This is a genomic window from Burkholderia pyrrocinia (assembly GCF_003330765.1).
Taxonomy (GTDB): domain Bacteria; phylum Pseudomonadota; class Gammaproteobacteria; order Burkholderiales; family Burkholderiaceae; genus Burkholderia; species Burkholderia pyrrocinia_B.
This window is the reverse complement of the sequence record NZ_CP024903.1, coordinates 754,901-768,273: the sequence shown is the minus strand read 5'-3', so window position 1 is coordinate 768,273 and position 13,373 is coordinate 754,901. Positions and strand designations below refer to the sequence as shown.

Below are 13,373 nucleotides of genomic sequence, written 5' to 3'. Positions count from 1 at the left end.
GTCGCACTCGCCGCTTCATGCCCTACCGCCTCATCGCATTCGACTTCGACGGCACGCTCGCCGATTCGCTCGACAGTTTTCTCGCGGCGCTGTCGGAAGCGTCGCGCCTGCACGGCTTTCGCGACGCCACTCCCGAGTTGCGCCCGGCGCTGCGCGGCATGTCGGCGCGTGACATCATCCGCGCGCTCGACGTGCCGATGTGGAAAGTGCCGCGCGTGACGATCGACATGCGTCGCCTGATGCAGCCGCGCGTCGCGCAAGTGATGCTGTTCCCCGGCGTCGACGAAACGTTCGACGCGCTCGCCGCGCGCGGCATCCGCATCGCGATCGCCACCTCGAATACCGAGGCAATCGTGCGCGACCGGCTCGGCCCGCGCGCCGGCCGCCGTGTCGATTATTTCGCGTGCGGCATTCCGCTGTTCGGCAAGGCACGTCGACTGCGCGCGCTCGTTCGCGATGCCGGTGTGCGCGCCGACGAAGTGCTGTATGTCGGCGACGAAATCCGCGACGCTGATGCAGCACGGCGCGCACACATCGCATTCCAGGGCGTCGCGTGGGGCTACACGGCACCCGACGCTTTGCAGGCACATTGCGCGACGCCGTTGCTGCCCCGCCTCGACGCACTGCTCGATCGCGTGTGACGCGTTCAAGCGCATCGCGCGCCCGACTCGACACGTCGCTCGATGTGCATGAGCCGGCAACAAGACGATGAAATGCAGATGACACGCACGTGTGTCTCGCACGCTGCATGCGCGCAAGAATTGCCGCCGCCGCACGCGCATCAGGTACGCAATACCGGCTCTCGCGCTTGGCCATCGATACGTCTTACCAACCGTTACACAAGCCACAGCACGGTTGCACCTGCTACCCGACCGCTCTCCTAGAATCAGTCGGGCCGGGAAACACTTCGACCGGCGCCGCGGCAGAGCGGCGGTCGAATCCGGCCCGGGCGCGCCCGGTCTCTCGCACAGCTACGGATCACGTCATCCGTCTTTTAACCAGAGCCCCGATCGAAAGGAGGTCCTCCCATGAACCGCTTTCCCCACATCTCGCGCCTTGCTTTGTCTGCCGCTGGCCTGCTTCTCGTCGCCGTGACGGCGACCGCACAAACCGCACAACCGGCGCAAACGGCGCAATCGGCATCGTCCGCGCCGGCCGCTGCGGCGACGCGCATCCACGAAGCCGACCAGGCCTTCATCACGGACGGCACGAAAACCGTGTCGACGCAGCACGACGCGGCACGCATCGCCGACTCGCGCACGTCGGACAGCCAGGTCAAGGCCTTCGCGCAGCGCGTGTCGACCGACGATGAAAAGATCATCCAGGCGATGCGCGCGGCAAGCCCGCGCGGCGTCGACGTGCCGGCCAACGACCCCGACACGACCGTGCTGAGCAGCATCAAGAACCTGCGCGGCGCCGAGTTCGACAAGGCGTATATCGAGCAGGTTGCGCTCGCCGGCCAGCAGAAGGCGATCTCGGCATTCCAGGCCGAAATCGCAGCGGGCCGCGACACGAAGCTGAAGGAAGTCGCCCGCCAGTCGCTGCCGATCCTGCAGGCGCACTACGCGGATGCGCAGAAGCTCGCGCAGCGTCACCACCTCGCATCGGCGCAGTAACGCGATGCAGCGCCGCGCCTCGTGCGCGGCGCACCGCTTCCCCCGTCGCGCCGCCCCTTTCCGGCGGCGCGATGCACGTCTGGCCGCCCGACCCGCGCACGCTCGCGCCGCAGGTTACGCGTTACGTCGCGAGCTTTGCCGTCAGCCGCGCACGCACCTCCGGCCATTCTTCGTCGATGATGCTGAAGCGCACCGAATTGCGCTTGCGGCCGTCCGGCATGATCCGTTCGTGACGGACGATCCCTTCCTGCTTCGCGCCGAGCCGCAGAATCGCCGCGCGCGATTTCTCGTTCAGCTCGTCAGTCGTGAACTGCACGCGCACGCAGTGCAGCGTGTCGAACGCATAGGCCAGCAGCAGCCACTTCGCTTCGGTATTCGCGCGCGTGCGCTGCGCCGATTCGCTCAGCCACGTATGGCCGATCTCGAGCTTGCGATTCTTGCGATCGATCTTCCAGAAGCGCGTGCTGCCGATCACGCGGCCCGATGCGCGATCGACGATCGCAAACGGCAGCACCGTGCCGGCCGCGTGCCCCTGCAATGCCGTATCGATGTAAGCGTCGATCGTCTCTGCGCCCGGCACGACCGTGACCTTCAGGTTCCACAACTGGCCGTCCGCCGCGGCATCCAGCAGCGCCTGCCGATCGGATGCTTCGAGCGGCCGCAGTTCGACGCGTTCGCCGGTGAGGGTCGGTGGCTCGATGGAAGATGAAGCGTCGGTCATGACGGGTTCCGGAAAAATGGGGCGATGGCGGCGAAACGCCCATCATACGGCCGCGTTAGCCGAGGTGCGTGGCCAGCCGGCGACGGATCGCTTTCGCCTCGCTGCGCAGCGCGTCGGCGAACGCATCGACGAGCAGGCTCTTCGGCCGGTGCTCGGGCACGATCATGCTGACCCGGTACGGAAACGACCGCGTGAGCGGCCGCACGTGCAGGTCGCGCCCGACGAAATCGAGCGCAGTCAGCGGATTGACGATCGCGGCGCCGAGCCCCTGCCGCACGAACGCGCACACCGACACGGCCGACGGCGTGTCGACGACCGAGCGCGGCGCAACGCCGAGCTGCGCGAACGCCTCGTCGATCAGGATGCGGTACGGATCGTTCAGCGACAGGCTCACGAACGGGCGATCGGCGAGATCCAGCAGATCGATCGCGTCCTGCGCGAGCAGCGGATGGCCGTCGGGCAGCACGCACACTTCATCGACTTCGAGCAGCGGCGTGAGCACGGTGCCGGCCGGCGCGACGTCGTGCTCGGTCAACCCGAGGTCGTAACGCTGCGCGGTCAGCCACTCTTCGAGCACCGGCGACTCCTGCGTCGCGACCGACACGCTGACACCCGCGTGCGCATCGCGAAAGCGCCGGCACGCGCCGGGCAGGATCGCGTGCGAAAACGCCGGCAGTGAGATCACCGACAGCTGGCCGTCGCGAAACTCGCGCAGGCGCGCGGCCGTCGCCGCAACGCGCTCGAGCCCCACATACGCGAGCCGTACGTCGTCGAACAGCGTGAGCGCGGCCATCGTCGGCCGCAGCCGGCCATGGGCGCGCTCGAACAGCGCGAAGCCGACGACCTGCTCCATCCGCGCGAGCTCGCGGCTGATCGTCGGTTGCGACGTGTAGAGCATCTCGGCCGCGCGCGTCGTGCTGCCGGTGACCATCAGCGCGCGAAAAACCTCGATATGACGGTGCGTGAGCATGATCTTCTATATCAAATATGAATCGAATGCCGATAAACAGGCATTTTACTGTATAGCCGATCGGGTGCATCATCCACACTATCCGTTCATTCGATCCGATTTATCCGCCATGTCCCTCGATTCCCGCCAGCTCGCGACGCTCGCGCAGCAATACGGCACCCCGCTGTGGGTGTACGACGCCGACGTCATCCGCGACCGCATCGCCCAACTGCGTCAGTTCGACGTGATCCGCTATGCGCAGAAGGCCAACTCGAACGTCCATATCCTGAAGCTGATGCGCGAAGAAGGCGCGTGCGTCGACGCCGTATCGCTCGGCGAGATCGAGCGCAGCCTCGCGGCCGGGTTCAGTCCGGCCGGCGAGCCGGAAGGCGTCGTGTTCACGGCCGACCTGATCGACCGCCCGACGCTCGCGGCCGTGCTGAAGCATGGCGTGACCGTGAACGCGGGTTCGCTCGACATGCTCGCACGCATCGGCGAGCATGCCCCGGGCCACCGCGTATGGCTGCGCGTCAACCCCGGCTTCGGCCACGGCCACAGCAACAAGACCAACACCGGCGGCCCGCAGAGCAAGCATGGCATCTGGATCGACGACGTGCCGCGCGCGATCGAGATCGTGCGCCAGTACGGGCTGAAGCTCGTCGGCATCCACATGCACATCGGCTCGGGCGTCGACTACGGCCACCTGTCGCAGGTGTGCGATGCGATGGTCGATCTCGTCACGTCGCTCGGTCAGGACATCGACGCGATCTCGGCCGGCGGCGGCCTGTCGATTCCGTATCGCGACGGCGAGCCGCGCGTCGACGTCGGTCACTACTTCAGCCAGTGGGACGCCGCGCGCAAGCGGATCGAACGGCATCTCGGCCACCCGGTGCGCATCGAGATCGAACCGGGTCGCTTCCTCGTCGCCGAAGCCGGCACGCTCGTCACCGAAGTGCAGGCCGTCAACCGCCGGCCGAAGCACGATTTCGTGCTGATCGACGCGGGCTTCAACGACCTGATGCGCCCGTCGATGTACGGCAGCTACCACGCGGTGTCTGTGCATGCGCACGACGGCGCGCTGCCCGCAGGCAGGCCGCTCGTCGATCTCGCGATCGCGGGGCCGCTGTGCGAATCGGGCGACGTGTTCACGCAGGATGCGGGCGGCGTGGTCACGCACCGCAAGCTGGCACAGCCGCAGATCGGCGACCTGCTGTTCCTGCACGACGCGGGCGCGTACGGCGCATCGATGTCCTCGAACTACAACAGCCGGCCGCTCGCGCCGGAAGTGCTCGTCGATCGCGGCACGCCGCGGCTGATCCGCCGCCGGCAGACGATCGCCGAATTGCTGGCGCTCGAAACGTTCGAGTAACGCGCGTCCGGCGTGACGAAGGCCAACGGCCAGGCTTGCCGCTACCGGCAGCCTGGCCGTTTTGCTTTTCGGCGTGCCGCAGGGGCACCGGGTCACGGTCCGGAGCAACCGTCCGGCTGCACCGTAGCACCTGATGCTTCGCATCGTGCGCAACCGCAGCAGATCGCTTGCGCCACCTTTCGCACACGGAGAAAAACATTCCACAGCGCGCAGAAAGTGCGCGCATCTTTGGAAACACATTCCTTTTTGATAAACCTAAGATTGCCCTCAGTCGCTCAGCATTCTTGTCGCCGAATACGCATCGACGATGCGCCCGGCCCACAACACTCGCAAAGCAGCACGGGCAATCATGAACAACATGCTTGAACTCTTCGCCGCGCACCGGAACACGTTCAACACGTATGCCGCGCGGTCCGCTCACGCATCACGCTGCGACCACTCGCACTTCTCGCCCCGCCATCCGCACGCGCGCCGCTCCTCCACCGCGCACGAACGCATGCCGTAACGCACGGCATCGCGCACGGCATCACGCACGGCGGCGATCGACTCGCGCCGCCACGCACCGCACCGATTTCCCGCTCACGGCGACGCCGCCCGTCGCCGCGGCTTCGCACACCCTGAATTTTCGACAACAACCACGGAGACAACCATGAAGCACTTCACCCCGACGTTCAAGCAAGGCATCGCGGCCGCCCTCCTCTGCATGGCCGCCGTGACGTCGCACGCGGCGGACCTGCTCGACACCGTCAAGCAGGCCGGCGTGCTGAAGATCGCGCTGGAAGGCACCTACCCGCCGTTCGACTACCGCAATGCCGACGGCCAGCTCGAAGGCTTCGACGTCGACGTCGCGAAAGCGGTCGCCGCCCGCCTCGGCGTGAAGCCGCAGTTCGTCACGACCGAATGGAGCGGGATCCTCGCCGGCCTGCAGGCCGGCAAGTTCGACGTGATCGTCAACCAGGTCGCGATCACCCCGTCGCGCAAACAGGCGCTCGATTTCAGCGAGCCGTACGTGTATTCGTCCGCGCAACTGCTGCAACGGCAGAACGACACGCGCGCATTCAAGTCGCTCGACGAACTGAAGGGCAAGAAGGTCGGCGTGACGATGGGCAGCAACTACGTCGATCTCGTCAAGACCGTGCCCGCGATCGACCTGCAGGTCTATCCGGGCACGCCGGAGAACCTGCGCGACCTCGCGGCGGGCCGTATCGACGCAGCGGTCAACGACCGCCTGATGCTCAGCTACCTGATCAAGAACTCGCACCTGCCGCTGCGGCCCGGCTCGGTGCTCCCGGGCGGCGAGGACCGGATGGGCATTCCGTTCCGCAAGGGCAATCCGAAATTCGCTAAGGCGATCGACGATGCGGTCGCGTCGCTGCAGCAGGACGGCACGCTGAAGAAGATCTCGATGCAGTGGTTCGGTACGGATACGACCAAGCCGGTAACGCAATAACGCAGCCCGCCCCGCGCCCGCGCGCACGCACGCGCGGGCCGTCCGGCACACAATCAGGAGACACGTGATGGAAGCACTCGAACTGGTCGTTCATACCCTGCCCGTGATGGTCAAGGGCGCGGTGCTCACGCTGAAGTTTGCCGTGGCGTCGATGGCGCTCGGCCTCGTCGTCGGGCTCGTGATCGCGATCATGCGCATCGGCAGCAACCGGCTTGCCGCGGGGCTCGCGCAGGGCTACGTCAGCCTGATGCGCGGCACGCCGCTGCTCGTGCAGATGTTCGTCGTCTACTACGGGCTGCCCGATCTCGGCATCACGCTCGATCCGACCACGGCCGGCATCTTCACGCTGACGCTCAACGCCGGCGCCTATCTGTCGGAGAGCATGCGCGGCGCGATTCTCGGCATCGGACGCGGGCAATGGGCGGCCGCTCACAGCCTCGGCCTCACGCACGTGCAGACGCTGCGCCACATCGTCTGCCCGCAAGCGCTGCGCCTCGCGGTGCCGAGCCTCGGCAATACGCTGATCAGCCTGATCAAGGACACGTCGCTGGTCTCCGTGATCACCGTCACCGAATTGCTGCGCTCGACGCAGGAAGTGATCGCCGCGACGTTCCAGCCGCTGCCGCTCTATCTCGCCGCCGCCGCAATCTACTGGGTACTCAGCACGCTGCTCACGCGGCTTCAGGGCCGCGTCGAGACGCGCCTCGCGCTGCCGTCCACGCATTGAACGCGCGCCAGCCATTCAACCCGAACCTCAACGACGGACCGAACATGATTACGCTCGACAACGTATCGAAATGGTATGGCAAGCACCAGGTGCTCTCGGCATGCAGCGCGGCGGTCTCGAAAGGCGAAGTGGTCGTCGTGTGCGGGCCGTCGGGCTCCGGCAAGTCGACTCTGATCAAGACGATCAATGGTCTCGAGCCGTTCCAGAAAGGCAGCATCACCGTCGACGGCACGCGGCTCGGCGATCCCGCCGCGAAGCTTGCGCAATTGCGCGCCCGCGTCGGCATGGTGTTCCAGCACTTCGAGCTGTTTCCGCACCTGTCGATCACCGAGAACCTGACGCTCGCGCAGATCAAGGTGCTCGGCCGCCGCAAGGACGAAGCCGTCGAGAACGGCATGAAGCTGCTCGATCGCGTCGGCCTGAAGGCGCACGCGCACAAGTATCCGGGGCAGTTGTCCGGCGGACAGCAGCAGCGCGTCGCGATCGCGCGCGCACTGTCGATGAACCCGGTCGCGATGCTGTTCGACGAACCGACCTCCGCGCTCGATCCCGAGATGATCAACGAAGTGCTCGACGTGATGGTCGAACTCGCGCGCGAAGGGATGACGATGGTCTGCGTCACGCATGAAATGGGTTTCGCGCGAAAGGTCGCGCATCGCGTGATTTTCATGGACCAGGGCGCGGTGATCGAGGACGCGGCCAGCGACAGGTTCTTCGCCGCGCCGCGTTCCGAGCGCGCCCGCGATTTCCTCGACAAGATCCTGCATTGACCGCGCGGCTGCCTTGCTTCGATTGATTGACCCTCAAAGGACGACATCTTGAACCACCTGCATTCGACCGACACCGTTCTCGCCCACGAAGGCCGCTCGCACGGCCAGCCCGGTTCGCCCGTGAACCCGCCCGTGTACCGCCAGTCGACGCTGCTCTTTCACGGCACCGACGCACTCGACGCCGTGCGCGGCACGCCGCTCGCGTACGGGCGTCACGGCAGCCCGACCACGCGCGCGCTCGAGAAGGCGCTCGCGCGCCTAGAAGGCGCGCACGCCGCGCTGCTGACGCCGAGCGGCCTCAGCGCGATCACGACCGCGCTGCTCGCGGTGCTGAATCCCGGCGACCATCTGCTGATGACCGATTCCGTGTACGACCCGACCCGCTCGTTCTGCGACGAAACGCTCGCGCGCCTCGGCATCGAAACGACCTTCTACGATCCGTCGATCGGTGCGGACATCGCGTCGCTGATGCGGCCGAACACGCGTGCGGTGTTTGCCGAATCGCCGGGCTCGCTGACCTTCGAAGTGCAGGATATTCCGGCCATCAGCCGCGTCGCGCACCGGCACGGCGCCGTCGTGCTGCTCGACAACACGTGGGGCACGCCGCTGAATTTCCGCTCGTTTTCGCATGGCGTCGACGTGTCGATTCATGCCGCGACCAAATACATCGCCGGACACTCCGACGTGCTGATGGGCGCGATCCTGACGACCGAGGCGCTCGCGCCGACAGTCACGCGCTTCTACCGGCAACTCGGGATGACCGTCAGCGGCGACGACGCCTATCTCGCACTGCGCGGCCTGCGCACGCTGTCGGTCCGGCTCGAGCGGCACCAGCGCAACGCGCACGCGCTGACCGAATGGCTCGCGACGCAGCCGGAAGTCGCGCGGATCCTGTGTCCGGCGCGGCCCGGCGACCCTGGCCATGCGCTGTGGCAGCGCGATTTCACCGGCGCGTGCGGGCTGTTCGGCGTGGTGCTGCACCCGCAGCCCGACGATGCGGTGCGCGCGCTGCTCGACGGCATGACGTGCTTCGGCATGGGGTATAGCTGGGGCGGCTTCGAAAGCCTGATCATCCCGTCCAATCCGTCGCGCTCCCGAACCGCCACGCAATGGGCGGCGGCAGGCCCGCTGCTGCGGATCCATGCGGGGCTCGAGCATCCCGACGACATGATCGCCGACCTCGCCGCCGGTTTCGCGAGAATGCGCGCCGCCGCGCTCGCACCAGCCTGAAATCGGGCGACGTAGTGCACGCCGCCCCGCATCACGTTTTCTTCGACGTTCACTCTCCTTCATAGCGAGACAATCATGAAAGATACGCTGTTCATTCTCCGCCCCGGCTTCTTCAAGGACTCCGAAGGTCCTTTCTACTGTGGCGATTCGGTTTCCGTCGAAGGGCTGCTGAGCTTCTACCCGCAGCTGCGCGACGCTGTCGACGTCGAATACATCGACGCGCCGCGGCCGCGCCAGCCGATCGTCGCGCTGATCGGCGCGGACCACCAGTCGGCGCCCGTGCTCGTGCTCGGCGACGGACAGGCGCCGAACGACGACACACTCGCGATTCGCGAGCACAACGGCCGACGCTTCATCGATTCGCCTGCCGATATCCGGCGGTACCTGTCTTCACGGTATGGCGTGGCGCACGTCGCGTAAGCACGCCGGACGATTGAGCGCAGACGGGTCGATCTTCGACGCGCCGCGCCCGTGCAGCGCACGTCACCCCGCGCGCTGCACGGGCGCCATTTTCGAGAAGTACTTCGCGCCTGCCACGCAGCCCACCACGACCGCCGTCACGACGACCATCGACGGCGGCACCGTCTCATGCAGCAGCCCGGCTGCCAGCAGGAAGCCGAAGAACGGCTGCAGCAGCTGCAACTGGCCGACGCCGGCGATCCCGCCGAGCGCGAGCCCGCGATACCAGAACACGAAACCGATCAGCATGCTGAACAGCGACACGTAAGCGAGCCCCCACAGCGCGGCGGCGTCGACGCCGTCGAACGACGCGGGCCACGTGATCCACGTGAGCGGCAGCATCAGCGGCAGCGACAGCACGAGCGCCCACGAGATCACCTGCCAGCCGCCGAGCTGCCGCGACAGGCGCGCGCCTTCCGCGTAGCCGAGCCCGCACGCGACGATCGCGGCCAGCATCAGCGCATCGCCGACCACCGACGCCTGGCCGCCGTTGCGCAGCGCAAACGCGGCCACCGCGCCGCTGCCGACGATCGAGAAGATCCAGAACGGCAGCCGCGGCCGCTCGCCGCCGCGCCATACGCCGAACAGCGCGGTCGCGAGCGGCAGCAACCCGACGAACACGATCGCATGCGCGGACGTTACGTGCTTCAGCGCCAGCGCCGTCAGCAACGGGAAGCCGACCACGACCCCGAGCGCGACAATGGCCAGCGACACGGCCTCGGCACGCGTCGGCCGCCTTTGCTTCAGCACGACGAGCAGCAGCAGGCCAAGCGCGCCGGCGATCGTCGCGCGCGCGAACGTGAGGAACAACGGGTCGAGCCCCTGCACCGCGACACGCGTCGCAGGCAGCGAGCCACTGAAGATGATCACGCCCAGCAAGCCGCTGAGCCATCCGTCGGTCGTCTTTTGCACGGTAAATCCTGAACGGGGAAAGTGGATGACCGATGATCCGCCGCCCGCGAAAAACGCGTAAGCTACAACCCAATACAATTCGGACAAACTGTACTGGACAACCAGCCGTACAGTTCATTCTTCGCCATGAACCATGCCGCCCCGATTCCCGTTCCGCCCGCCCCGTCGCGCACGCGCGTGGAAACCGTGATGGATACCTTACGCGCGCGGATCGCGAGCCGTGCGCTGATGCCCGGCGCGCGCGTGCCGTCGATCCGGATGATGGCCGACGGGCTGGGCGTGTCGAAATCGACGGTCGTCGATGCGTACGAGCGGCTCGCCAGCGAAGGCGTGCTCGTTGCGCGGCGCGGCTCGGGCTTTTATGTGTCGGGCCACGCGCCGCCGCTCGCGCTCGCCGATCTCGGCCCGCGCCTCGATCGCGAACTCGATCCGCTGTGGCTGTCGCGCCAGTCGCTCGAAGCGGCACCGACGGCCGTGAAGCCCGGCTGCGGATGGCTGCCGTCGTCGTGGCTGCCGGACGAGAGCCTGCGCCGCGCGCTGCGTGCCGTGTCGCGCGACGAATCCGACGCGTTGACCGACTACGCGACGCCGCTCGGCCTGCCCGCACTGCGCCAGCAGCTCGCATGGCGGCTCGCACAGCACGGCATCCACGCGGAACCCGCGCAGATCATGCTGACCGACGGCGGCACGCACGCGCTCGATCTCGTGTGCCGCCTGCTGCTGGAGCCGGGCGACACGGTCGTGCTCGACGATCCGTGCTACTTCAACTTCCAGGCGCTGCTGCGCGCGCACCGCGCGCGGATCGTCAGCGTCCCGTACACGCCGAACGGGCCCGATCTCGCCCGCTTCGAGCAGGTGCTCGCCGAGCACCGGCCGCGCCTGTACATCACCAACGCGGCGCTGCACAACCCGACCGGCGCGACGCTCGCGCCGCCCGTCGCGCACCGGCTGCTGACGCTCGCGGCGGAACACGGCCTGCTGATCGTCGAGGACGACATCTTCGCGGATTTCGAGAGCACGCCCGCGCCGCGCCTCGCGGCATTCGACGGGCTGTCGCGCGTCGTGTCGATCGGCAGCTTCTCGAAGACGCTGTCGGCCTCGATTCGCTGCGGCTACGTCGCCGCACGCCCGGAGTGGATCGAGGCGCTCGTCGACCTGAAGCTCGCGACATCGTTCGGCAACGCGCAGATCGGCGCGAACGTCGTGCACCGGCTGCTCGTCGACGGCACCTACCGGCGTCACCTCGACAGCCTGCGCGCGCGTCTCGCGGAGGCGATGGGCGAAACGATCCGGCGCCTCGCGCGCGCCGGGTTCGGGATCTGGACGGAGCCGCGCGGCGGCCTGTTCGTGTGGGCGCAACTGCCCGACGGGCTCGACGCCGCGCGCGTCGCACGCCACGCGCTGGAACACGACGTCGTGCTGGCGCCCGGCAACGTGTTCAGCGCATCACGCAGCGCGACGTCGTACCTGCGCTTCAACGTGTCGCGCTGCAAGGGGCCGGTGGTGTTCGATGCGCTGGCGCGGGCGATGGATGCGGCACGCACCGCGGAACGCACAGGCACGCAGCCGGACGCGCAGGGGCGCGCGCTCGTCACCCGTGCCGCCCGCGTCACCTGAGCGCGAACGGGGCGGCGACGCACATCGACGCCCCGTTCGCGCCTGTCACCGCGTCACGCTTCCCCCGCGTGCGCCCTCGCCCGCACCTCGGCGAACGACGTATCGACGAGCAACCGCCCGGTATCGAACACCGTCTCGAGCGCGTCGCCCCATTCGCCTTCCAGCGCACGATCGTCCCACGCAACCGGCAGCGTCGTCGTCCGATACTCGCCCGTTCGGCGATTGCGCAGCAGCGTGAGCCGCCCCTTCTTCGAGCGCTTGCCCTGATCGGTGACCGGATCCTTGCAGACGTCGTGCCACACGCCGCCGCGCCGGATCGCCGAGCACTTCATCGCGAAGCGCTGCGTATCGCGGTTCACCTGCTGCAGCAGCGCGCCGCCCATGCCGAACACGAGGTTGCCGGCCGCATAGCCCGCTTCGTCGAGTGCGGAAAGAATCGCGTCGATCGACTGCTCGTCGACGCCATCGCCCTGGATCACGCGCACGCGGTTCAGCACGCGCCGCCCCTTGCCGTTCACGGTCGAGCCGAACGACGCGTCGAGCGCGCGCACGGTCTGCAGCACGATCGTCATCGGGTCGCCCGAATCGGGACGCACAACGAGCGTTGCCCCCGAATCGATCACGGCCTGCCGAAGTTCGCCGCCCCACAGATCGAGCGCGGCGAACAGATCATAGGAGTCCGATACGACCGATACGATCGCGCCGGGCAGGCCGAAGCGGCTGATCATGTTCCGGTACGCATCGGCTTCGCCTTCGCGCCCCCACGACGTGATCGTGCTGTGCTCGGCCGCCGGCACCGAGTACGCGGCCATCGGCTCGCGATAGAAGCGGTTCGCGGCCAGCACGCCGAGCACCGTGTCCGAGCCCATGAAGTTCACGAGGTGCGCGGCGCCGCCGATCGCGGCCGACTCCGCGCTCGACACGCCGCGTGCGCCGAAGTCGTGCAGCTTGAAGGGCAGTTGCGCGAGATCGTCGTCGGTCTTCTCGAGGAAACGGCGGATCGTTTGCCGCAGGTGCCAGCTTCGCGTCGCGACCGTCACCGGATACCAGACGCGCAGCAGCATCGTCTCGAGATACGACGCAAGCCAGAACACCTTCGGATCGTCGCATTCGACCGTCATCAGCACGTTGTGCACCGGCACGACCGAACCTTCAGGCACCGCGCGGATCTTCACCGGCAGGTAGCCGTCGTAGCGTTCGACGATATAGCGCCATCCTGCCTCATTGAACGGCTCGCCGTGCACCGTGAAGAAATCGCGCGCGTCGTCGATCATCGCGTGCGTAACCGGCTTGCACAAATATTCCTTCAGCAGCATCTGCAGGCCGAAGAACACCGTGCGGTCGTAGCAGCCGCCGCGCGATTCGACGTACGAGAACATCGCCGACGCGTCGGGCGGATATTGCAGGAAGTGGGAAGCCTTGTACGAATCCGTATTGAGGATCGGATTGGCGAGAACCGCGGCAAAGCCGCCGGGATCGTTTTGCATGGCTAGAGCTCCTCTAGGCCGTTGGAGTGCCGCCGCGTCTGTCGCAGCGGACCGAATGCGGGGAAT

Annotated in this window: 13 protein-coding genes; 9 read left to right on the top strand and 4 right to left on the bottom strand. The window is 67.2% G+C overall.

Annotated elements, in window-relative coordinates:
- Nucleotides 1–17: 17 nt before the first annotated feature.
- Nucleotides 18–641, top strand: a complete 624-nt coding sequence (locus CUJ89_RS20915; protein WP_114179379.1) for an HAD hydrolase-like protein — start codon at nt 18–20, stop codon at nt 639–641.
- A gap of 387 nt (nt 642–1,028) precedes the next feature.
- Nucleotides 1,029–1,616, top strand: a complete 588-nt coding sequence (locus tag CUJ89_RS20910) for a DUF4142 domain-containing protein (protein ID WP_114179378.1) — start codon at nt 1,029–1,031, stop codon at nt 1,614–1,616.
- Between the two features lie 121 nt (nt 1,617–1,737).
- On the opposite strand, the gene CUJ89_RS20905 is transcribed toward CUJ89_RS20910, so the two are convergent.
- Together CUJ89_RS20905 and CUJ89_RS20900 are read right to left on the bottom strand one after the other, a co-directional pair.
- On the bottom strand, nt 1,738–2,337 hold the full coding sequence (locus tag CUJ89_RS20905) for a GNAT family N-acetyltransferase (protein WP_114179377.1): 600 nt from the start codon (nt 2,335–2,337) through the stop codon (nt 1,738–1,740).
- 55 nt (nt 2,338–2,392) lie between these two features.
- On the bottom strand, nt 2,393–3,307 hold the full coding sequence (locus CUJ89_RS20900; protein WP_114179376.1) for a LysR family transcriptional regulator: 915 nt from the start codon (nt 3,305–3,307) through the stop codon (nt 2,393–2,395).
- Between the two features lie 109 nt (nt 3,308–3,416).
- Here CUJ89_RS20900 and lysA point away from each other — a divergent pair, with 109 nt between their 5' ends.
- From lysA to CUJ89_RS20870, 6 genes are all read left to right on the top strand, one after another.
- On the top strand, nt 3,417–4,655 hold the full coding sequence (gene lysA / locus CUJ89_RS20895; protein ID WP_114179375.1) for a diaminopimelate decarboxylase: 1,239 nt from the start codon (nt 3,417–3,419) through the stop codon (nt 4,653–4,655).
- A gap of 649 nt (nt 4,656–5,304) precedes the next feature.
- The gene (locus CUJ89_RS20890) at nt 5,305–6,105 is read left to right on the top strand and encodes a transporter substrate-binding domain-containing protein (protein ID WP_114179374.1); all 801 of its coding nucleotides are present in this window, start codon (nt 5,305–5,307) and stop codon (nt 6,103–6,105) included.
- A 67-nt stretch (nt 6,106–6,172) separates the two neighbouring features.
- Complete coding sequence (locus tag CUJ89_RS20885; protein WP_114179373.1) at nt 6,173–6,832, top strand: amino acid ABC transporter permease; 660 nt, start codon at nt 6,173–6,175, stop codon at nt 6,830–6,832.
- 44 nt (nt 6,833–6,876) lie between these two features.
- A complete protein-coding gene (locus CUJ89_RS20880; RefSeq protein WP_114181471.1) occupies nt 6,877–7,602 on the top strand; it encodes an amino acid ABC transporter ATP-binding protein in 726 nt (241 codons plus the stop codon).
- A 48-nt stretch (nt 7,603–7,650) separates the two neighbouring features.
- On the top strand, nt 7,651–8,832 hold the full coding sequence (metC, locus tag CUJ89_RS20875) for a cystathionine beta-lyase (RefSeq protein ID WP_114179372.1): 1,182 nt from the start codon (nt 7,651–7,653) through the stop codon (nt 8,830–8,832).
- A gap of 75 nt (nt 8,833–8,907) precedes the next feature.
- Entirely contained in the window at nt 8,908–9,252 is a 345-nt protein-coding gene (locus tag CUJ89_RS20870) for a DUF3088 domain-containing protein (RefSeq protein ID WP_114179371.1), read from the top strand.
- Nucleotides 9,253–9,315: 63 nt separating this feature from the next.
- Here the strand turns inward: CUJ89_RS20870 and CUJ89_RS20865 are convergent, their stop codons facing one another.
- The gene (locus tag CUJ89_RS20865) at nt 9,316–10,203 is read right to left on the bottom strand and encodes a DMT family transporter (RefSeq protein ID WP_114179370.1); all 888 of its coding nucleotides are present in this window, start codon (nt 10,201–10,203) and stop codon (nt 9,316–9,318) included.
- A 126-nt stretch (nt 10,204–10,329) separates the two neighbouring features.
- Here CUJ89_RS20865 and CUJ89_RS20860 point away from each other — a divergent pair, with 126 nt between their 5' ends.
- Nucleotides 10,330–11,820: a PLP-dependent aminotransferase family protein gene (locus CUJ89_RS20860; RefSeq protein ID WP_114179369.1), complete on the top strand. Its 1,491-nt coding sequence runs from the start codon at nt 10,330–10,332 to the stop codon at nt 11,818–11,820.
- 53 nt (nt 11,821–11,873) lie between these two features.
- On the opposite strand, the gene CUJ89_RS20855 is transcribed toward CUJ89_RS20860, so the two are convergent.
- Nucleotides 11,874–13,307, bottom strand: a complete 1,434-nt coding sequence (locus CUJ89_RS20855) for a nicotinate phosphoribosyltransferase (protein WP_114179368.1) — start codon at nt 13,305–13,307, stop codon at nt 11,874–11,876.
- Nucleotides 13,308–13,373 lie beyond the last annotated feature (66 nt).

Excerpts from the sequence above, each read along its gene's own strand:
- CUJ89_RS20915 (WP_114179379.1), top strand. The coding sequence starts at position 18 with ATGCCCTACCGCCTCATCGCATTCGACTTCGACGGCACGCTCGCCGAT.
- CUJ89_RS20910 (WP_114179378.1), top strand. The coding sequence starts at position 1,029 with ATGAACCGCTTTCCCCACATCTCGCGCCTTGCTTTGTCTGCCGCTGGC.
- CUJ89_RS20905 (WP_114179377.1), bottom strand. The coding sequence starts at position 2,337 with ATGACCGACGCTTCATCTTCCATCGAGCCACCGACCCTCACCGGCGAA.
- CUJ89_RS20900 (WP_114179376.1), bottom strand. The coding sequence starts at position 3,307 with ATGCTCACGCACCGTCATATCGAGGTTTTTCGCGCGCTGATGGTCACC.
- lysA (WP_114179375.1), top strand. The coding sequence starts at position 3,417 with ATGTCCCTCGATTCCCGCCAGCTCGCGACGCTCGCGCAGCAATACGGC.
- CUJ89_RS20890 (WP_114179374.1), top strand. The coding sequence starts at position 5,305 with ATGAAGCACTTCACCCCGACGTTCAAGCAAGGCATCGCGGCCGCCCTC.
- CUJ89_RS20885 (WP_114179373.1), top strand. The coding sequence starts at position 6,173 with ATGGAAGCACTCGAACTGGTCGTTCATACCCTGCCCGTGATGGTCAAG.
- CUJ89_RS20880 (WP_114181471.1), top strand. The coding sequence starts at position 6,877 with ATGATTACGCTCGACAACGTATCGAAATGGTATGGCAAGCACCAGGTG.
- CUJ89_RS20870 (WP_114179371.1), top strand. The coding sequence starts at position 8,908 with ATGAAAGATACGCTGTTCATTCTCCGCCCCGGCTTCTTCAAGGACTCC.
- CUJ89_RS20860 (WP_114179369.1), top strand. The coding sequence starts at position 10,330 with ATGAACCATGCCGCCCCGATTCCCGTTCCGCCCGCCCCGTCGCGCACG.
- CUJ89_RS20855 (WP_114179368.1), bottom strand. The coding sequence starts at position 13,307 with ATGCAAAACGATCCCGGCGGCTTTGCCGCGGTTCTCGCCAATCCGATC.